This window comes from Mucilaginibacter sp. GW822-FHT03E02 (genome assembly GCF_058801545.1).
Genome location: NZ_JBXANJ010000001.1, coordinates 5,418,201 through 5,437,473, shown reverse-complemented (window position 1 = coordinate 5,437,473; position 19,273 = coordinate 5,418,201). Strand labels below are relative to the sequence as shown.

General features: G+C 44.7%; 15 protein-coding genes. 10 read left to right on the top strand and 5 right to left on the bottom strand.

What is annotated here, in order from left to right; all coding sequences use genetic code 11:
- Positions 1-43: 43 nt before the first annotated feature.
- Positions 44-1,081 (bottom strand): gliding motility lipoprotein GldB, encoded by a 1,038-nt coding sequence (gene gldB / locus AC1RM2_RS22565; RefSeq protein ID WP_492987415.1) that lies wholly within the window; start codon positions 1,079-1,081, stop codon positions 44-46.
- Between the two features lie 57 nt (positions 1,082-1,138).
- Here gldB and AC1RM2_RS22560 point away from each other — a divergent pair, with 57 nt between their 5' ends.
- Positions 1,139-2,788 (top strand): NAD+ synthase, encoded by a 1,650-nt coding sequence (locus tag AC1RM2_RS22560; protein WP_492987414.1) that lies wholly within the window; start codon positions 1,139-1,141, stop codon positions 2,786-2,788.
- Positions 2,789-2,960: 172 nt separating this feature from the next.
- Complete coding sequence (locus AC1RM2_RS22555; protein WP_492987413.1) at positions 2,961-6,704, top strand: S8 family serine peptidase; 3,744 nt, start codon at positions 2,961-2,963, stop codon at positions 6,702-6,704.
- 101 nt (positions 6,705-6,805) lie between these two features.
- On the opposite strand, the gene AC1RM2_RS22550 is transcribed toward AC1RM2_RS22555, so the two are convergent.
- Positions 6,806-7,303 carry a hypothetical protein gene (locus AC1RM2_RS22550; protein ID WP_147056004.1) on the bottom strand — a complete coding sequence of 166 codons (498 nt, stop codon included), beginning with the start codon at positions 7,301-7,303 and terminating at the stop codon, positions 6,806-6,808.
- A gap of 245 nt (positions 7,304-7,548) precedes the next feature.
- Here AC1RM2_RS22550 and ggt point away from each other — a divergent pair, with 245 nt between their 5' ends.
- From ggt to AC1RM2_RS22530, 4 genes are all read left to right on the top strand, one after another.
- Positions 7,549-9,270, top strand: a complete 1,722-nt coding sequence (gene ggt, locus AC1RM2_RS22545) for a gamma-glutamyltransferase (RefSeq protein WP_492987412.1) — start codon at positions 7,549-7,551, stop codon at positions 9,268-9,270.
- 277 nt (positions 9,271-9,547) lie between these two features.
- Positions 9,548-9,991: a MarR family winged helix-turn-helix transcriptional regulator gene (locus AC1RM2_RS22540; RefSeq protein ID WP_492987411.1), complete on the top strand. Its 444-nt coding sequence runs from the start codon at positions 9,548-9,550 to the stop codon at positions 9,989-9,991.
- A gap of 310 nt (positions 9,992-10,301) precedes the next feature.
- A complete protein-coding gene (locus AC1RM2_RS22535) occupies positions 10,302-10,799 on the top strand; it encodes an FKBP-type peptidyl-prolyl cis-trans isomerase (protein ID WP_492987410.1) in 498 nt (165 codons plus the stop codon).
- Positions 10,800-10,861: 62 nt separating this feature from the next.
- Positions 10,862-11,791: an FKBP-type peptidyl-prolyl cis-trans isomerase gene (locus AC1RM2_RS22530; protein WP_492987409.1), complete on the top strand. Its 930-nt coding sequence runs from the start codon at positions 10,862-10,864 to the stop codon at positions 11,789-11,791.
- Between the two features lie 2 nt (positions 11,792-11,793).
- Here AC1RM2_RS22530 and AC1RM2_RS22525 read toward each other — a convergent pair whose 3' ends face one another.
- From AC1RM2_RS22525 to AC1RM2_RS22515, 3 genes are all read right to left on the bottom strand, one after another.
- Entirely contained in the window at positions 11,794-13,107 is a 1,314-nt protein-coding gene (locus tag AC1RM2_RS22525) for a cryptochrome/photolyase family protein (protein WP_492987408.1), read from the bottom strand.
- On the bottom strand, positions 13,100-14,020 hold the full coding sequence (locus AC1RM2_RS22520) for a TIGR01777 family oxidoreductase (protein ID WP_492987407.1): 921 nt from the start codon (positions 14,018-14,020) through the stop codon (positions 13,100-13,102). The genes AC1RM2_RS22525 and AC1RM2_RS22520 overlap by 8 nt, the downstream gene beginning before the upstream one ends.
- 157 nt (positions 14,021-14,177) lie before the next feature.
- Positions 14,178-15,059: an NAD(P)H-binding protein gene (locus tag AC1RM2_RS22515; RefSeq protein ID WP_492987406.1), complete on the bottom strand. Its 882-nt coding sequence runs from the start codon at positions 15,057-15,059 to the stop codon at positions 14,178-14,180.
- Positions 15,060-15,326: 267 nt separating this feature from the next.
- Here AC1RM2_RS22515 and AC1RM2_RS22510 point away from each other — a divergent pair, with 267 nt between their 5' ends.
- The 4 genes from AC1RM2_RS22510 (at position 15,327) to porD (ending at position 18,870) form a co-directional block, all read left to right on the top strand.
- On the top strand, positions 15,327-16,256 hold the full coding sequence (locus AC1RM2_RS22510) for an outer membrane protein assembly factor BamD (protein ID WP_492987405.1): 930 nt from the start codon (positions 15,327-15,329) through the stop codon (positions 16,254-16,256).
- Positions 16,257-16,268: 12 nt separating this feature from the next.
- Positions 16,269-16,601 (top strand): DNA-directed RNA polymerase subunit omega, encoded by a 333-nt coding sequence (locus tag AC1RM2_RS22505; RefSeq protein WP_147055989.1) that lies wholly within the window; start codon positions 16,269-16,271, stop codon positions 16,599-16,601.
- A gap of 176 nt (positions 16,602-16,777) precedes the next feature.
- Positions 16,778-17,983 (top strand): bifunctional phosphopantothenoylcysteine decarboxylase/phosphopantothenate--cysteine ligase CoaBC, encoded by a 1,206-nt coding sequence (gene coaBC, locus AC1RM2_RS22500; RefSeq protein WP_492987404.1) that lies wholly within the window; start codon positions 16,778-16,780, stop codon positions 17,981-17,983.
- Positions 17,980-18,870 (top strand): type IX secretion system protein PorD, encoded by an 891-nt coding sequence (porD, locus tag AC1RM2_RS22495; RefSeq protein WP_492987403.1) that lies wholly within the window; start codon positions 17,980-17,982, stop codon positions 18,868-18,870. Before coaBC ends, porD begins: the two co-directional genes overlap by 4 nt.
- Positions 18,871-19,273 lie beyond the last annotated feature (403 nt).

The window sequence follows — 19,273 nt, the reverse complement described above, 5'->3', positions numbered from 1 at the left end:
TGCAAGTCAAAAACTCCCCCTTCAGGGGGTTGGGGGGCTCGTCCTACTTAGGCCTGTACTTTGACTCATTCAATATTTTCTGCGCATCCTTATTGGCCATCAACTGTTGCAGGGTAACTTCGGGATGTTTATCCATATAAGCGCGTACAATTTGCCAGCCCGTCCACACGGCCAGTTTTGGGGCCGATTCATTGCGTTCGCCAAGGCCGGGCGTAAAGGGTGCTTCGGTAAGGTATTTTTGAATTTTGGGATAGTCGGTTTCGTACAGCAGGTTTTCTTCTAAAAAGTAAGCCCATATCTTAGGCTCAAAATCGGTGCACCATTTTAGCTGGTCGCGGGTGTAGCTTATTTTCAGGGTATCGCCGGCATCGGGCAAAATTTTGTCCATAAAATACATGATCTTACCATTGTAAATCATTTTTGTCAACAACGATTTATCATCGTCACTTTCGGGGAACATATCTTCGCGGGCAACGCCTTCAACCACCCGCGGCGTGATATTTTCGGGCGTAAAATGCCTTGATAAATAATGCGGGAACGCGCTGGTGATGGAAGGGTAAAACCGCGAATTAGCACCCAAAAACAAATCGAGCCCGATAGCAAAATACCCATCGCCTATGGATGTTTGCGCCTGGAAGCCCGAAAAATAACTGTAAACCTTAGGAATCCTTTTTTGGGGGTAATAATATTTAATATGCTTAAAGGCATCGGTAAGTTCGGCTTCCTGCTTATCCAGTTTGGGGTAAGTAGCCTCCACATCATGTCTTAGGTCGTTATAGGCTTTGTTGGCAAAAACATTGCGCAGGGTTTTAAAATAAGCGGTATCCTTAATGCTGCCTACCGGCAAAATACGCTCAATAAAATCCTGGTAAAACACCTTATACTTATTATGCAGGTGGATAGCCTGCTGTGCCATAGGGTGGGTGCGCATGGCGTCGAAATCCTGGTCGAAGCGTTCAATCTTCACCTCAAGGTCAATATTACTTACATCAACCTTTTTGTTGCCGCGGCAGGCCGACAATATCATACCGATAAAAAAAATTAAGTAAATTTGTTTTGCTTTATACCGGGTAGTTATCATATTTATCCTTTGAACAAAAATAATTTTTATTTGCATTAATACGTTACTATACCATCCATGAAAATTGCATTAGCCCAGCTTAACTATCATATAGGTAACTTCGAATCAAACACAGCCAAAATAATTGACCACATATTAAAAGCCAAACAAAACGGCGCCGACCTGGTGGTTTTTGCCGAGTTGTGCGTGTGCGGCTATCCGGCGCGCGACTTTTTGGAATTTGACGAGTTTATTGGCCTGTGCGAAGAATCGGCAAAAAAAATAGCCGAAGTGTGTATTGATATCGCCTGTATTATCGGCCTGCCTACAGTTAACAATAAAACCGAAGGCAAGGACTTAAATAATTCGGCTTATTTTATTGAGGATGGTAAAGTAAAGGCGATAGTAAACAAAGCGCTGCTGCCCAACTATGATGTATTTGACGAATACCGCTATTTTGAACCGTCAACGGATTTTAACTGTATTGAGTTTAAAGGCAAAAAAATAGCGCTTACCATTTGTGAAGATTTGTGGAACACGATAGAAAACCCTTTATACATCACCCGCCCTATGGATATCCTGATCCATCAGCAGCCCGATGTAATGATCAATATAGCGGCATCGCCATTTGCCTATAACCATGATGAAACGCGGATTGCTATTTTAAGCGATAATGCCAGCCGTTACAAGCTGCCTCTTTTATATATCAATAACATAGGCGCGCAAACGGAATTGATTTTCGACGGCGGATCACTGGTATTTGATAATACAGGAACACTGATAGATGAAATGCCTTATTTTGAAGAAAGCACGGCTTACTATACCCTCAATGAGGATAACAGCATCAGCTTTGAGCATCCGTCAACCATGAAAACAGACAGGCCCGGTGATATTGAACAAATTCACCAGGGGATCATATTAGGCATCCGCGATTATTTTTATAAATCGGGCTTTAAGCAGGCAATTTTGGGCCTGTCGGGCGGTATCGATTCCGCCGTAGTTTGCGCTTTGGCAGCCGAGGCCCTGGGTGCCCAAAATGTAATGGCTGTTTTGCTGCCATCCCGTTTTTCAACCGATCATTCGCTGAAAGATGCCGAAGACCTGGTGGCTAATTTGGGTTGCAAGAGCGAGACCATCGCCATAAAAGATATAACCCAGGCCATAGAAACATCGCTGCACCCCCAATTTAAAAACCTGCCGTTTAACATTGCCGAAGAAAATATCCAATCGCGTACCAGGGCGGTGTTGTTAATGGCCATGTGTAACAAGTTTGGCTATATATTGCTTAATACCAGTAATAAAAGTGAAGCCGCCGTTGGCTACGGAACTTTATACGGCGATATGTGCGGCGGCATTTCTGTTATTGGCGATGTATACAAAACCCAGGTATTTGCCCTGGCCCGCCATATTAATAAAGATAAAGAGATCATCCCGATAAACTCCATTGTAAAACCACCATCGGCCGAGTTAAGGCCCGATCAAAAGGATACAGATTCGCTGCCCGAATACGATATACTGGATAAGATATTGGAAGAATATATTGAATACCGCCGCTCATCTGCCGAGATCATTAAAATGGGTTACGATGAAGCAACCGTGCGCCGGGTGATCAAGCTCACCAACTCCGCCGAGCATAAGCGTTACCAAACCCCGCCGATATTACGGGTATCACCCAAAGCGTTTGGCATGGGCCGCAGGATGCCGATAGTAGGGAAATATTTGTCGTAGGAAGAGAGCCAAGAATTAAGAGTCAAGAATCAAGACGGGAAAAACAGGTAGAAAAACAAGAAAGCGCCGGAAAAATAACTTTTTGGCGCTTTTTTATTAGCTATTTAAAAGTCTTAACTCTTGATTCTGGGCTCTTGATTCTTTCCCCATAAAATACCTATATTTCAAGCCTATGAATAAGCGATACGCCGCGATATGTACTTCCTTTTTTTTGCTGTGTATTGCAGTTCAAACGTTTGCCCAGCAACCCCTTGTTAGCGATGCAAAAAAAGCCGAATTAAATAGTTTTTCTTCGCAATTGAGGAGCGCTTTCAATGTAAATAAGCAACAGGCCCTTTCATTGGCGGCGCAAAAAGGCTGGCCGGTTACACGCCGGTCGCGCAACGGCAACCACGTGTTTTTACAGGGCGTTAACAGTCTTGGTTTTCCTATATATCTTACTACACACAACAATACAACGGCCGCAGCTACAACGGGCACTAACGCGGTACAGCCAGGCGGCTCATTAGGACTAAATCTTTCGGGATCGGGCAGCAACCTTGTTGGTAAGCTGGCCATTTGGGATGGAGGTTCGGTGTATACCGCGCACCAGGAATTTGCGGGTAAAGCCATCACCATAAAAGATGGCGCTTCGGTGCTTGACCATACTACGCATGTGGCCGGCACTATGATTGCCAAGGGTGTTTACGCACCGGCAAAAGGGATGGCGTTTAATGCAAGCAGCCTGTTATCATGGGATTTTGATAACGATGTAGCTGAAATGAGCGGCGCGGCAGCAGGCCTGTTATTATCAAACCATTCTTATGGCGATGTTGCCGGTTGGGATTATAACAGCGATGCCAGTCGCTGGGAATGGTACGGCCTGCCGGGGGATACCGTCGATTACACTTTTGGGTTTTACGATACCCGTGCCCAATCATGGGATAAAATAGCCTACACGGCCCCCTATTACCTTATTGTAGAATCGGCAGGTAACAGCAGGGCCAGCAACGGGCCGGCCATAGGTACAACCTACTACGGTTACCGAAGCCGAACCGATCAAACTATGGTAAACAAAGGCGCCCGTCCCTCAACAATAAGCGACAACAGCGGCTATGATATCATCAGCACCACCGGCAACGCTAAAAACACACTGACGGTTGGCGCTGTAAACCCGCTGCCATCGGGTCCTACCAACAGGAACGATGTGAGCGTTGCCTATTTCAGCGCCTGGGGCCCTACAGACGACGGTCGCGTAAAACCAGACATTATGGGGGATGGGGTTAATGTAACTTCGGTAGGGATAGAGAACGCTACGTCGTACCTTACCTTATCGGGCACGTCGATGGCGGCACCTAATATCACCGGCTCATTGTATTTATTGCAGGAGTATTATTCGCAAAAAAACAGCGGAAGTTTCATGAAGTCGGCCACGCTGAAAGGGCTGGTTTGCCATACCGCTTTTGATGCCGGCAACGTTGGGCCCGATTATATTTATGGTTGGGGATTGCTTGATATGCCAAGAGCAGCACAGGCCATTACCGACAATGGCATTAAAAGCATGGTAAAGGAAAACTCGCTTACCCAGGGCCAAACCCAAACCTTTAATGTACTGGCATCTGGCGCCGACGCCTTGATTGCCACCATTGCCTGGACGGATCCGCAGGGAACAGTTTTGCCCGATGGCACCATTAACAGCCGAACACCAAAACTAATTAACGACCTGGATATAAAAGTGAGCGATGGCACCACCACTTACAATGCCTGGGTTTTAGATCCCGACCATCCATCCGCAGCTGCAACCACCGGCAACAACATTAGGGATAATGTGGAGCAGGTATATATTGCCAATACCATACCCGGCAAGGCTTACACCATCACCGTATCGCACAAAGGCACTTTAACATCCGGCCCCCAGGCTTACTCGCTTATAGTTACCGGGATAGGCGGCACGGCATATTGCTCTTCGGCTCCTTTAAGCAATGCCGATTCGCGTATAGACAATGTTAAGCTGGCCAATATCAACAACAGCCCGGCAGCGGGCTGCAAAAGTTATTCTGATTATACCAATTTAACCTTTCAGCTTGAGCAGGATAAATCATACCCGCTTAGCCTTACATTGGGCACCTGCGGTGGTAACTTCAATAAAGCAGCCAAAGTTTTTATTGACTATAACGAGAACGGCATTTTTGAAGATACCGAACTTGTAGCAAGCACCGGCATTATAAATGGCACCGGTACTTACAATACAACCATTAAAATACCGGCAAACGTTGCAGCCGGAACTTACAGCCTGATGCGCGTAGTACTTAGCGAAACCAATACTGCTACAAATATTACAGCCTGTGGCAGCTATGCCAAAGGCGAAACGCAGGACTACCGGGTGCAGTTTTTACAAACCAGTATTGATGCCGGCGTGCTATCGATAATTAACCCGGGGTCAAGCGGGGCATGTTCGGCAAGTACACCGGTTACCATCGCGGTTAAAAACTTTGGCAGCGCGGCTATTACCAACATTCCATTAACCGTAAAAATAACTGCCGCCGATAATACCGTAACTACCTTTACCGGTACTTACACGGGCACCCTTGCCCCCGGCGATCAGGATAACTTTACCTTCGCCCAAAACTTTAATGCCCTGGCCGGCGCCACATATACCATAACGGCCATCAGCAATTTAACCGGCGATCCGGTAAAAACCAACGATACCGTTACCACAACCATCGTCATCAACACCCCATCGGCAATAGGCGATTTAAGCGCCTATTATTGTACCGATACCAAACAATACCAACTATTAGGTCAGGGCGATGGCACCATCCTTTGGTATCAAAATATTAACGACGCTATACCCATTGCCGCAGGCAGCCCTGCAAATACCACGGCAACTCCTGTAAACAATACCTTTTATGCAGGTGTAAATGATTTTAAGGGCTCTGTTGGGCCGGCAACAAAAAACGTTTTTACGGGTGGCGGGTACAACCAGTTTACGCCATCGGTGATTGTTAACACTAAAGTTCCGGTGGTTATACAGTCGGCGCGTTTATATATTGGCAGTTCGGGCAAAATAACATTTAACATAAGCAACAGCAGCGGTCAGGTTGTGGCTACCACAACTATCAACGCCCAGGCCACCCGCACCACCCCCTTACCCGGCGCACAGGCCGATGACCCCGCCGACCAGGGCAAAGTATATGACCTTAACCTGGAGTTACCGGCAGCCGGCAATTACCTAATATCTATTGCTTATGACAACACGGCCACCATATACCGTAATAATGCGGGCGTAACAAGTTATCCTTTTAGCATCGGCAACGTCTTCAGCATCCTGGGTAACGATGCCACCGGTGACAATCCCGCCGACACCAATTACTACAAAGGTTTTTATTACTATTTTTATGATATGAAGGTACAAAGCCTTGGCTGTGCTTCGGCGGCGCGTAAAGCGGTTACCTTAACCAAACCGGTTATTGTGCAAAGCAACAATACCTTAAACTCCAGTTTTGCAACAGGCAACCAGTGGCTGTTAAACGGCAAACCCATACAAGGTGCCACCGGCGCTACGTTTGATCCCTTGCAAAGCGGGAATTACCAGGTTGTTGATACGCTTGCCAGTGGTTGCGCGGTAATATCGGATGTATTTGCCTATGCCCGCACGGCATCCAACGTTGATAAATCTACCGATATTGGTTTAACCGTTTTCCCGGTACCGGCAAGCACCAACCTGTATGTGGTTTTTAAAGCAAATGCTGCTACAGATCTTGACTTGTCACTTATAAACTCAGTTGGGCAAACCATAATTTCCGAAAAGCAAAGCATCCCGCAGGGCAATTTCAGCACGGTAATGAATGTAACAGGCGTGCAGCCCGGTGTGTATATATTAAGGGCCACGCTGGGCAGCAAGGCTTATGCAAAGAAGGTGATTGTGGTGCATTAAGCCTCCAGCCCCCTCTAAATCTCCCCCAGTAGGGGAGACTTTTTATTTTTTAAGCCCTCCCTTCCGGGGAGGGTTTGGGTGGGGCTGGCTGCTGGCTCTCTTTACTGAAAAGTATACTTCACCCCTACACCGGGCGCGATATCAAAAAACGGGCCGGTAGCTACTTCAAGGCGCGGGTTCAGATCAAGGCTTACGGCAATGGGGCTGTTGGGTATTACCCATTCCAGGCCTGCCACACCATCGGCGCCAAATAAAAGATGCCTGTCTTTATAATATTGGGCGTCGCTGCCAAAACGTTTGTAATAACCGCTGCCTATCGAGCCTAAGTGACCTCCAAAGCCGTAAAAAAAGTTCAGCTTATCAACGTTAAACGCACGGGTATGAATTTCGTACAAACCGGTAATTACTATACCATGATCGCGGATGCCCAGGATACCTTCAATAGCGGTTGTCTGGTTTAAAAAGTATTTTCCCGATGGGCCTATCTCATAAGCGCCAAACTTTAAACCGGCCGCGGCCTTGTAATCCTGCGCCTGCGAACGCTGGTTTATCAATAAAAACGAAACCGATAACGACAGGATGTAAATGATTTTTTTCATGTAGTAGTTTTAGTAAATGAATTAAACAGGTAATACAATGACATTTGAATTTAACATAGGTTTAACCCATTTTCGACCCGAATGTTCAGGTAAATAAACGTTCAAATATGCTTTTTATGCTATTTCGGCTTAAAATGGGGGCTAAATTGTGCCCAGTCCATTGATTTTCAACCCTAAATAATGAGCTTTTTCCGTGGGTTTTGCCTATAAATAGGTTACTTTAGTGAAAATAATTTTAGTTGATAATGATATTACACTCCTTTAAAATAAAAAACAACAAACATCTTGGCCTTGCTATGGCGGTACTTTTGTTTATACCCGCCGGATACGTACATGGGCAATCAGGTATAAGCAATACTGGTCAATACAGTAATGGGATGGTAGTTTGCGCCTATCCGGATGCTTCGCAGGTGGGGGTTGATATTTTAAAGAAGGGCGGCAACGCTGTTGATGCCGCCGTGGCTGTACATTTTGCATTAACTGTTACGCACCCGCAGGCCGGCAATATTGGCGGCGGAGGGTTTATGGTTTTCCGCTCGGGCAAGGGTAAAACCAGCACGCTTGATTTCAGGGAAAAAGGTCCGGGTGCCGCCAGTGCAAATATGTATCTTGATTCGGCCGGGAATGTAATTCCGGATATGAGCCTGTATACCCACCAGGCCTCGGGAGTCCCCGGATCGGTAGACGGGATGGTAACCGCCCACAAAAAATATGGCAAATTGAAATGGGCCGACCTGGTACAACCATCCATTGACCTGGCCCGCAATGGTTTTAAAATAACCAAACACCTGGCCAGCGACCTTAACCGCACCCAGGCGCAATTTATAAAACTAAACCCCGGCAAAAACTATCTTATAAAAGAAGGCGGATGGAAAGAAGGCGATGTACTGGTGCAGGAAGACCTTGCCAAAACATTCGAGTTTATCCGCGATAAAGGCCGCGATGGCTTTTATGATGGTGTAGTAGCCAACCAGATTGTTGCCGAAATGAAAAACGGCAGCGGGCTGATGACCAAAGAAGATCTTAAAAACTACCATTCGGTTTGGCGCGAGGCTATAACAGGCAATTACAAGGGCTACAAAATAATTACTATGCCGCCACCATCAAGCGGGGGTATTGCGTTGCTGCAGTTACTTCAATCTGTAGAAAAATATCCTTTAAAACGATGGGGGTATAACCAGGATTCGACCATCAGGTTAATTGTTGAGGCCGAACGCCGGGTGTACGCCGATCGCTCTAAATACCTTGGCGATCCGGATTTTTATAAAGTACCTGTTGATAGCCTGCTTAAACCAGCCTACATCACATCGCGTATGAGTAATTTTAGCTGGGACGCAGCCACACCAAGCGCCAGCATAAAACCCGGCACTTTTGTTGGATACGAGAGCGACCAAACCACCCATTACTCGATAGTAGATAAAGATGGCAATGCGGTATCCATCACCACTACGCTAAATGATAGTTTCGGTTCTAAAATATTTGTAAACGGCGCAGGTTTTTTATTAAATAATGAGATGGACGATTTTAGCTCGAAACCCGGCGTACCCAACATGTACGGCCTGGTAGGTGGCAAAGCCAACAGCATTCAGCCGGGCAAACGCATGCTTTCATCCATGACGCCAACCATCATCGAAAAAGATGGTAAGCTGTTTATGGTAGTGGGCACCCCGGGCGGATCTACCATTATAACCTCTGTTTTTCAAACAATATTGAATGTGATAGAGTTTGACCAAAACATGCAACAGGCAGTAAGTTCCAAACGTTTCCACTCCCAGTGGTTGCCGGATGAAGTTGTTTTTGAGCGGGATGGCGTTGATAGTGCAACCATATCCAGGCTTGAGGCCAAAGGCTACAAAACAAAACCCATCGGAGGCATAGGCCGCGTAGATGCTATCCTGAAAAAAACATCAGGCTACTACGAAGGCGGAGCTGACCCAAGGGGGGATGATACGACGGTAGGGTATTAGTTCATTGGTTATACGTTGTACGTGATACGTTTTACGGTTATCAGGAGTGCAGCTTTCCTTTATCGTAATTGCTCCGCAGAAACAGATAATCCTACGATGAGATAAACGTATAACTTACAACTTATCCAGTACAACACCCTTGAAACCTTTTACGTTCATTAAAGGTGAAGAAAATAAGATGTACTTTCGCAACGTTGTTACAACAGAAACCGAAATTGCTTAGGGAAACCGAAAATAAAAACGTATCACGTACAACGTATAACCTATATTATTAAAGATGCATAAAGGCGTAAAACACCAGGAAACCATCGATTATTTTTTGAAGATTGTGTGGCAAACCGTAGCCAACAGGTATAACCAGTTGGTTACAGAGTTTGGCATTACACAATCTATCGGCTACCTGTTAATCAATATCGACGAAAACGAAGGCACCACGGTATCGCAGGCGGCCGCTTTACTGGGCCTTAAATCAACCAGCTTGTCAAGAATGCTCAGCCAGCTGGAAAAAACCGGGCTTATTTACCGCGAATCAAACCAGGGCGACAAACGCTCGGTAAAAATTTACCTGACCGCACTTGGCAAAGAAAAACGCCACCAGGCCCGCGCGGTGGTAAAACAGTTTAACAACTACCTTAATGAGCACATCAGCGAAGCTGATAAAGAGTACCTCACCGAAATGCTCAAAAAAATCAACAAACTCACCATTAACTATAAACCTTAATTGGTCATTGGTCATTGGTTCATTGGTTCATTGGTTCATTGGTTCATTGGAACGCGGGCATACCGATCATGCTGGCTTTTCGGCTGAATGCTGCCCAACTGATCATCCCCACCAGAAAAGATCAATGAACCAATGAACAAGTGAACCAATGAACTAAAAAAAGCACAGATAATTTTTTTGATTGGAATACGTTTTTTGCTGATACAGATGTTTTTGTATAACAGCTTGAGGCTTTTTTTAATTGAATGTGTTAAAAAATGTTAAGCTGCCGTTTTTCTATTATAAAAGAATAAATTTGCCTTTTGAAAAAATGAACAGGTTACTGGTTTTGTTATTGGTTTTGATGGCTGGCTTGGGCGCATGTAAAAAATCTGTCGACCCGATGGTGCAGTATAATATTCAAAAGGGTATTGACGATAAGATCATAAGCGATTACGTAGCAGCACACCCCGGGGACAGTGCCAAGAGAATTGACACCACCGGGGTATATTATATTATTAAAACAGGCGAGGGAGGTTCAGGCAACGATTTGTATACCAGCTCCACAACCATAACAGTAGGGTTTACGGGGCAAATACTAACTACCGGTTATACATTTGCGCAAACCAATAATTTTCACCCGTCGTACACATTAGGGAGCGTAATAAGGGGATGGCAGTTAGGTGTGCCGCAGATAAAAAAGGGAGGCAAAGTGCGGTTATTGATACCATCGCGCTACGCTTACGGGCCATATGCGCAGGATTCGATACATTTGCCGGCAAATTCGGTGCTTGATTTTAACATACAGCTTTATAACGTAACAAACTAAAAGACAATAATGAAGGTAAAGGCTGATAATTACGCGCCGCTTACCGGTAACAAATAATATAAATGAGAAAAATTACTTTTACGCTTTTATTCCTTATTTCTGTAGGGTTATTATCTTGCCGCAAGACCAGCGACGATCCGAATATTACGCAATACGACGCCACCAATATCCAAAACTACATTAAAGCCAATGGCCTCACCGGAATGGTACGCGATACATCCGCCGGTGATACCAGTGGCATTTATTACCAGATCCTGTCGCAAGGTGCCACTACTACGCCTATGGCCTATTCGGATACCGTAAAATTTGTATTTACCTTAAAATCATTTGACGGAAAATACACCAATTTAGATTCGCTTACAAACAATCATTATGATGGCTTTGTGGGGCACATCAACTCTGGCTCAGGCCTTCCTAAGGGCCTGCAGATAGCCATCCATAACATTATCAAGTATAAAGGCACAAGGGCAAGAATATTGATACCATCTCGTTTGGCATATGGCGTTAATGGTTCTGGCAGCGGTAGCTCCAGCAACGTAAACACCCGTATTGCCGGCAATCAATGCCTGGATTACTATGTAAACGTAGTATCTGATCAAAATTTATATGACGATCAGATCATTAAAAACTATATATCAACAAAGGGCTTAACCGGTTTTACCAAAGCCTCCGGCGGCTACTACTACAAAGTAACTATTCCCGGAACCGGTACAGATCCTATTGATCAATACTCAACCTTTACAGCAACATATGCTGCTAAGTTTTTAACGGACGTTCAGTTCGACGCAAGTCCTACAGATGGTACCGCTACATCGCTTTCGATAGATAGCGTTGTACCTGGCGTTGCGCAGGGCCTCCAGGGGCTTACAACAGGGGCTGCTGTTACCTTGTTATTACCGTCCAGGTATGGTTATGGCAGGGCTGGTACTACAGGAGTTGCCGGAAACACCAGCCTTCGGTTTGATTTTACAGTAGTTACCATAACTAACTAATATTACTTAGCCAGCGCGGCTTTAAAAGCTTTCAAACAACGCTCGCGTGCAAAGGCGTGATCGATAATGGGTTTAGGATACTTGCCGAAATCGGCATATTCCGGAACCCATTTTTTTATGTATTTCAGTTCAGGATCAAACTTTTTGGTTTGCGATTCGGGATTAAAAATCCTGAAGTAAGGTGCAGCGTCCGTTCCCGACCCTGCCGCCCATTGCCAGCCGCCAACATTGCTTGCCATTTCGTAATCTAACAGCTTACGGGCAAAGTAATGTTCGCCCCAGCGCCAGTCAATCAGCAAATCTTTGGTTAAAAAGCTGGCTACTATCATGCGCACCCGGTTGTGCATAAAGCCGGTTGCATTTAACTCCCGCATACCCGCATCAATAATCGGGTAGCCGGTTTGTCCTTCGCACCAGGCTTTAAACTGGTCTTCATCATTTACCCATTTTATCCGGTCATATTCGGGCCTGAAAGCATGATCCATGGTATGCGGAAAATGGTGCAGTATCATCATATAAAATTCCCGCCATATCAGCTCATTCAGCCAGGTTTTGTTGTGATAGCTATGCGCTGTTTTAGCCAGCTCACGAATACTTACCGTGCCAAAGCGGAGGTGTAAGCCGATATGCGAGGTGCCTTTGGTAGCAGGAAAGTCCCGCTTTTCTGCATAGTCGCCAATCACATTTTTATATTCCTGGTCGGGAAAATTCGCTTCACTTTTCACAAAACCCATTTCATTTAATGACGGTAGCGGCAGGTGACGGATTTTAACCAGGTTGTCGAGGTATTTTTCGGTAGGGTAGCTTTTTAAATAAAATAGTTTAAGCGTTGCGTACCATTTGCGCTGATACGGCGTGTAAACGGTGTAGGGCTTACCATCATCCTTGGTAACCTCGTCCTTTTCAAAAATCACCTGATCTTTAAAAGTATGGAAGGCGATTCCGTGCTGTTTTAGTTTCTCGCTTACAATGTCATCGCGTTTCGTCGCGTAGGGCTCATAATCATGGTTGGTATATACTGCGGCAATGGGATATTCTTTGATGATCTTGTCCCAGGCATTTGTTGCTTTATCATACACCACCAGTAAACTGCAGCCGTGTTTGTGCAATTGGCTGCGCAGGTTTTCGATGGTATTGTAAATGAACGTTACCCTTGCATCATTTTTATCTTCCAGGTTGTCCAGTATCTCCTGATCAAAAATAAATACGGGCAAAACCGGGTTGCCCCTTTTTAACGCCCGGTACAAACCGGCATTATCATTTAAACGCAAATCGCGCCGAAACCAGAAAATGGTAACAGGTGCGTTATTATCCATAAATCTCCTTTAACGCATCGGCTACTTCGGGGTATTTGAAACTGAAGCCCGCATCTGTAATTTTTTGTGCCGATACTTTGGTACTTCCCAAAACCAGCGAACTCATTTCGCCCGACAATAATTTTAATAAAAATGCCGGAACCCTGGGAGCCCATAGTGGTTTACGCAGCTGGTGGGCCACAGCTTGTACCATTTGCGCATTGGTAACCGGGTTTGGCGCCACCATATTGTACACGCCTTTCAGGCCCTTATTTTCGATGCCGAAAAGGTACATATCAATTACATCCTGCCAATGAACCCACGGGATCCATTGTTTACCGGTGCCTATGGGCGAGCCAACATACAATTTTACGGGCAAGGCCAACATTGGTAATGCCCCTGCATCTTTATCCAAAACCACGCCTGTACGGAATTTCAATATCCGCAGCCCCAGCTTTTCGCCTTCGTTAACAGCGGCTTCCCATTCAACACAACATTGGGAAATAAAATCATGGGTAGGGGCGCTGGTTTCTGTCAGCAGCTCATCGCCCCTGTCATTATAATAGCCAATGCCCGAAGCGGATATGATCGTTGCAACCTTATTCGCCCTATTTTTTACCAGGTTATAAATAAGCGCGATTGATTTGGTACGGCTTTCAACTATCTCTTTTTTGCGTTCACCCGTCCAGCGCTTATCGGCAATACCGGCGCCTGCCAGGTGAATAATAGTATCTACGCCATCAATGCAATGCTCATCAATGGTGCCTTTATTTACATCCCACAAAAAGGTTTTAACGTTATTGTCGCCACCCGGTGCCCGGCTCAGCACACTTACCTGGTAGCCTTTGCCCAGCAAATGCTTACTTAACCGTTTGCCTAAGCCTCCCGAGCCGCCTGTTATTAATATATTGTTCATTGGTTCTTTTTTGTTCATTGGTTCACTGGTTCATTAGTTCATTGGTCTTTTCTGGTGGTTAATAGGTTTATCGGTTTTGGCTGGCGGCATTAAATAAAAATCGTTGGCTATCGCTGATAAACCAGTTGTCAATGAACTCTGCACCAATGAACCAGTGAACTAATGAACCAATGAACTAAAAAGAACTAATGAACTCGTGGTAACTAAGGCATTTGCGTGGCACAATATCGTCGATACTATGATCTTTCATGATGGCTGCGTTCTTCATACTGTTTACCAGGCTTTGGGCCAGGGTAAAGCTGGTGGAGGTTACGAAGTAAAGCCAGTATGACGAGATTTTTGGCGACAGATACGGTACAACAAATATATGCCTTTTAAGCTTATGCACTTTGGCATATACCAGCATCATATCTTTGAAAGATAAAATATCCGGGCCGCCAATATCAAATGTTTTGTTGAAAGTTATTTCCTTCATCATTACGCTTCCCAGGTAACCCAATACATCGCTGATAGCTATGGGCTGACAGCGGGTATTTACCCAGCCCGGAACAGCCACGACAGGCAGTTTTTCTGTGAGGTCGCGAATGATCTCGAATGATGGGCTGCCCGGACCAATAATGATACCGGCCCTTAACACCGTAAGCGCGGCCTTGCCCTCTTTTAATACGTTCTCTACATGCCTGCGCGATCCAGGGTGTTCTGAAGGTTTGTCATCATTGGTAATCCCGCCCAGATATATAATTTGCCTGCAATTAGTTTTATCAAGGGCATTGATAAAATTATAGGCCGATAACACCTCCAGCGCGGCAAAATCCTGCGCCTGCAACATGGGATGAACCAGGTAATAAGCAGCATCAATATCTTCCGGGAAAGCTTCAATGTCCGATTCTTTGAACAAATCGCCGGTAATCAATGTAACCTGTTCGCTAAAATCGCTATGCTCATGAAAGTGCCGCTTATCGCGTACCAGGCAAATTACATCGTGGCCTTTCTCCAGCAAAACCGGGATGAGCCTTGCACCTATGTAACCATTAGCACCAGCAAGTAAAACTTTCATATTTTTTCTAAACAATAAAAATGGCCGGGTGTTTTGCAAAGCCAATTTAAAACCAGGCTCGCAATAATTGCAGCAAAATAAACTTTAATGATATTATGCCAAAAGAAAAGTCCTTTGCTTTATAACCCACGGGACGATGTATAAAACTGCCATAAGTTAAAAGATGTTAAAAGCGCGCGCGATGTATAAAAGGAGCACCAAACACGTTATATATTAGCACCTAAATAAATAATTGACTGATTTACATTAATCACCTATCTTTGCAAAATGTTTAAAAAACAACTAACGTTATTCGCCTGTGTTTTAGCCCTGTTGATTATAACACTGGGAAGTTGTAAAAGCAAATACGAAAAGTTAAAAGCAAGTAACGATTACGCCAAAAAATACCAGGAAGCCATTAAGTACTATAATAAACAGGAGTACGAAAAAGCGCTGGGTTTGTTTGATGTGCTGGTTGAACGCTATCGTGGCCGCAGTGCTGCCGAAGACTTGTTTTATTACTATGCCTTCACCAACTATAAGTTAAAGGATTATACATCTGCAAGGTTTCATTTTAAAACCTTTGCCGATACTTACCCATCGAGCCCAAGGGCCGAAGAATGTCGTTTCTTTTCAGCTTATTGCTACTACCTGGATTCGCCTACCTACTCGCTTGACCAGGAAAACACTTTAAAGGCTATTGAAACGTTACAGTTGTTTATTAACCTTTACCCTAAAAGCGACCGTGTTACCGAGGCAAGTAAACTGATACAAAACCTGCGCGATAAACTGGAGCAAAAAGCTTATGAAAACGCTAAGTTATATTTAACCATCAGCGATTATCAATCGGCAGTTATTGCTTTTAATAATGTGCTGCGCGATTACCCGGATACCAAATATGGCGAGGAAATTGAGTACCTTACCATAAAAGCGCAGTATGAGTACGCCAACCATAGCTTTGAAACCAAACAGGTTGAACGTTTTGAGCAGGCCATAACCTACGCAGATCAGTTTAACGAAAAGTTTCCTAAAAGCAAATACGGCCACGAAGCCACTACGCTTAAAAAAGATAGCCAAACCGGTATTGTGGATGCCAACCGGGTACTGGCCGAAGACCTTGCAAATAACAAACTGGGCAAAAAGTTAGCCGCCAGGAAAGACACGCTCAAAACGCAGCCACCATCAGAAAAGAATCAGGATCAGAAAATACCATATTAAAAAAATTAAGATATGACAGCTAATAACACCAACAAACCGGCAGTAGCAAGCAGCACTGTAACCCGCGATTTACGCGAGCTGGACGTTAAAACCAACAACATATATGAGTCGCTTGTGATCATGTCTAAGAGGGCGAACCAGATATCAAACAATATTAAAGAAGAGTTACACCAAAAACTTTCGGAGTTTGCATCATCAAACGATAACCTGGAAGAAGTTTTTGAAAACCGTGAGCAAATCGAGATCTCTAAATACTACGAAAAATTGCCAAAACCATCTTTGGTTGCAGTTCAGGAGTTTTTAGACGATAAGGTTTACTACCGTAACCCGGCTAAAGAAGTATAAGCTTCGTTAAAGCAAAATTCAAAAGTCAAAATTCAAAAGTGATCTATATGGTTACTTTGGGTTTTGACTTTTGTTTTTTTAGCTATATTCACATGGTTATTTAAATTATCTTTTTTGAATTAGCCATATCGATGTCGTTGACTAAGTCATATTTTTTGACTTTTGAATTTTGAATTTTGAATTTAAAAAGTAAAAACATCATCCTGGGAGTTTGCGGCAGTATAGCCGCATATAAATCGGCATTGCTGGTTAGGCTATTAGTTAAGGCCGGCGCACAGGTGCAGGTTGTAATGACACCGGATGCCGTTAGCTTTATAACGCCGCTTACACTTTCAACCCTATCTAAAAAGCCGGTATTGGTGAATTATTATAAAACCGACACCGGCGAGTGGCATAACCATGTTGAGCTTGGCCTTTGGGCCGATATGCTCATTATAGCTCCCGCAACGGCCAATACCCTGGCAAAAATGGCCAACGGACTTTGCGATAATTTACTTACCGCCGTTTACCTATCGGCCAAATGCCCGGTATATTTTGCCCCTGCCATGGATTTGGATATGTGGCTGCACCCCGCAACCCATCAAAACGTAAGCCGGTTACAATCCTTTGGTAATACCATGATAGCACCCGGCAACGGCGAGCTTGCCAGCGGGCTTTATGGCGAAGGCCGATTGGCCGAACCCGAAGAGATTGTGGCTTTTTTATCGTCGGAGCTTAAAAAAAAAGCCCTTTTAGCGGGGCATAAAATTATGGTAACCGCCGGCCCCACTTATGAGGCTATTGATCCGGTACGTTTTATAGGCAACCATTCATCTGGCAAAATGGGTTTCGCTATTGCCGATGAGCTGGCTGGTATGGGTGCCGATGTTACTTTAATAAGCGGCCCAACAGCACAGGTTAGCAAGCATCAATCTGTTAAACGGATAAACGTTACATCGGCAGCCGAAATGCTTGATGCCTGTTTAACCATTTACAAAGATGCAAAAGCCTGCATCATGAGCGCCGCCGTGGCTGATTATACACCAACAGAGGTAGCATCGCAAAAAATCAAGAAAAAAGATGCTTCGTTGAACATAGATCTTAAAGCCACCACCGATATTTTAAAAACCCTGGGCGGGCAGAAAGCCGATGGCCAAATACTGGTTGGCTTTGCGCTGGAAACCAACGACGAGGAAACAAATGCAATAACCAAGCTGCAAAACAAGAATTTGGATTTTATTGTATTAAATTCGTTGAATGATGCCGGCGCCGGTTTTAAGCAGGATACCAATAAAATTACCATTATTGACCGTAACCTGCAAAAAACAACCTTCGCCCTAAAAAGCAAGGAGGCAGTAGCGCATGATATTTGCCTTAAACTCGCACAACTTATAACCGGATGAAACAATTGTTCATTTACACTATCCTGATTTTTTGGGGTTTCAGGTGCGCTGCACAGGACCTGAATGCACGTGTATCGGTAGTTTCGCCAAAGATACAGGTGAGCAATAAGCGGGTTTTCCAGACACTTGAAACCGCCATGAAGGATTTTTTAAATGGCCGTAAATGGAGCGCCGACCCTATTTTACCACAGGAGCGTATTGATTGTAATTTTGTGCTAAACATTACCAACTGGGATGGCGGCAGTAATTTTAGCGGCGAGTTGCAGGTACAATCATCAAGGCCTGTTTTTGGGTCGTCATACAGCACAACGCTGATTAATATTAACGATCGCGACGTTGATTTTACTTACAACGAAGGCCAGACAGTTGATTACAGCGATCAGAATTTTCAAAGCAACTTAAGTTCGGTAATGGCATTTTACGCCTATATTATTGTAGGGATGGATTATGATACCTTTTCGCGCTTTGGGGGCAGCCCCTATTTTGCCGCAGCCCAAACGGTGGTAAACAATGCCCAAACAGGATCTTATAAAGGCTGGAAAGCTTTTGATGGTAACACCAACCGTTATTGGTTATCCGAAAATTTAAACAACAAACTTTACGCCCAGCTACGCGGTTTTATGTACGATTACCACCGCAACGGGCTCGATTTAATGGCCGACAACGTGAATAAAGGCCGTAAAGCCATCTCGTCTTTTTTACCCACCCTGCAACAGGTCGACAGGCAGCGCGTGGGCTCTATGTTTCCACTCATATTTTACACCGCCAAAAGCGATGAACTGGTATCACTATACAGCAAGGCCGATCCGCAGGAGCGCGTGCAGGCCATGAACTTATTTTTACAAGCCGATCCGGCTAACGGGAATAAGTACCAGGCTTTAAAATAGCCCCCCAGCCCCCTGAACGGGGAGTTTTTGATCCGTTTATTTGAAGCCTGCTTCACTATCGTCCTTGCCCAGTTCTTCGGTCTCAAATCTCACATCTAATGTCTCAAATCTCAATAATGGTGTTGCCTGCGGCCCGGGCTTTACGCTTATACTGCACGGGCATTAACCACATGGCCGGTATTCGCTGCAATCCCTAACACATTTGTCTGAACCGGAATTTGTCAGATTAATAGATTATACAGGATTTTCTTTTCAAGTTATCCATCCACCTGCAAATCAAAATCAAAAAACCTGTTAAATCTGCTCAATCCGAGTTCAGACAACCACTCACCTAATCAACCCAATCAACCATTCACCAAAAAAATTTCACAAATCTCTTGCATATACGAAACCTATCGTAGAT

Coding starts and splice junctions, on each gene's coding strand:
- porD (WP_492987403.1), top strand. CDS start 17,980: ATGAAACAATTGTTCATTTACACTATCCTGATTTTTTGGGGTTTCAGG.
- AC1RM2_RS22505 (WP_147055989.1), top strand. CDS start 16,269: ATGACAGCTAATAACACCAACAAACCGGCAGTAGCAAGCAGCACTGTA.
- ggt (WP_492987412.1), top strand. CDS start 7,549: ATGATATTACACTCCTTTAAAATAAAAAACAACAAACATCTTGGCCTT.
- AC1RM2_RS22525 (WP_492987408.1), bottom strand. CDS start 13,107: ATGGATAATAACGCACCTGTTACCATTTTCTGGTTTCGGCGCGATTTG.
- AC1RM2_RS22555 (WP_492987413.1), top strand. CDS start 2,961: ATGAATAAGCGATACGCCGCGATATGTACTTCCTTTTTTTTGCTGTGT.
- AC1RM2_RS22530 (WP_492987409.1), top strand. CDS start 10,862: ATGAGAAAAATTACTTTTACGCTTTTATTCCTTATTTCTGTAGGGTTA.
- AC1RM2_RS22540 (WP_492987411.1), top strand. CDS start 9,548: ATGCATAAAGGCGTAAAACACCAGGAAACCATCGATTATTTTTTGAAG.
- AC1RM2_RS22535 (WP_492987410.1), top strand. CDS start 10,302: ATGAACAGGTTACTGGTTTTGTTATTGGTTTTGATGGCTGGCTTGGGC.
- AC1RM2_RS22520 (WP_492987407.1), bottom strand. CDS start 14,020: ATGAACAAAAAAGAACCAATGAACAATATATTAATAACAGGCGGCTCG.
- gldB (WP_492987415.1), bottom strand. CDS start 1,081: ATGATAACTACCCGGTATAAAGCAAAACAAATTTACTTAATTTTTTTT.
- AC1RM2_RS22560 (WP_492987414.1), top strand. CDS start 1,139: ATGAAAATTGCATTAGCCCAGCTTAACTATCATATAGGTAACTTCGAA.
- AC1RM2_RS22510 (WP_492987405.1), top strand. CDS start 15,327: ATGTTTAAAAAACAACTAACGTTATTCGCCTGTGTTTTAGCCCTGTTG.
- AC1RM2_RS22550 (WP_147056004.1), bottom strand. CDS start 7,303: ATGAAAAAAATCATTTACATCCTGTCGTTATCGGTTTCGTTTTTATTG.
- AC1RM2_RS22515 (WP_492987406.1), bottom strand. CDS start 15,059: ATGAAAGTTTTACTTGCTGGTGCTAATGGTTACATAGGTGCAAGGCTC.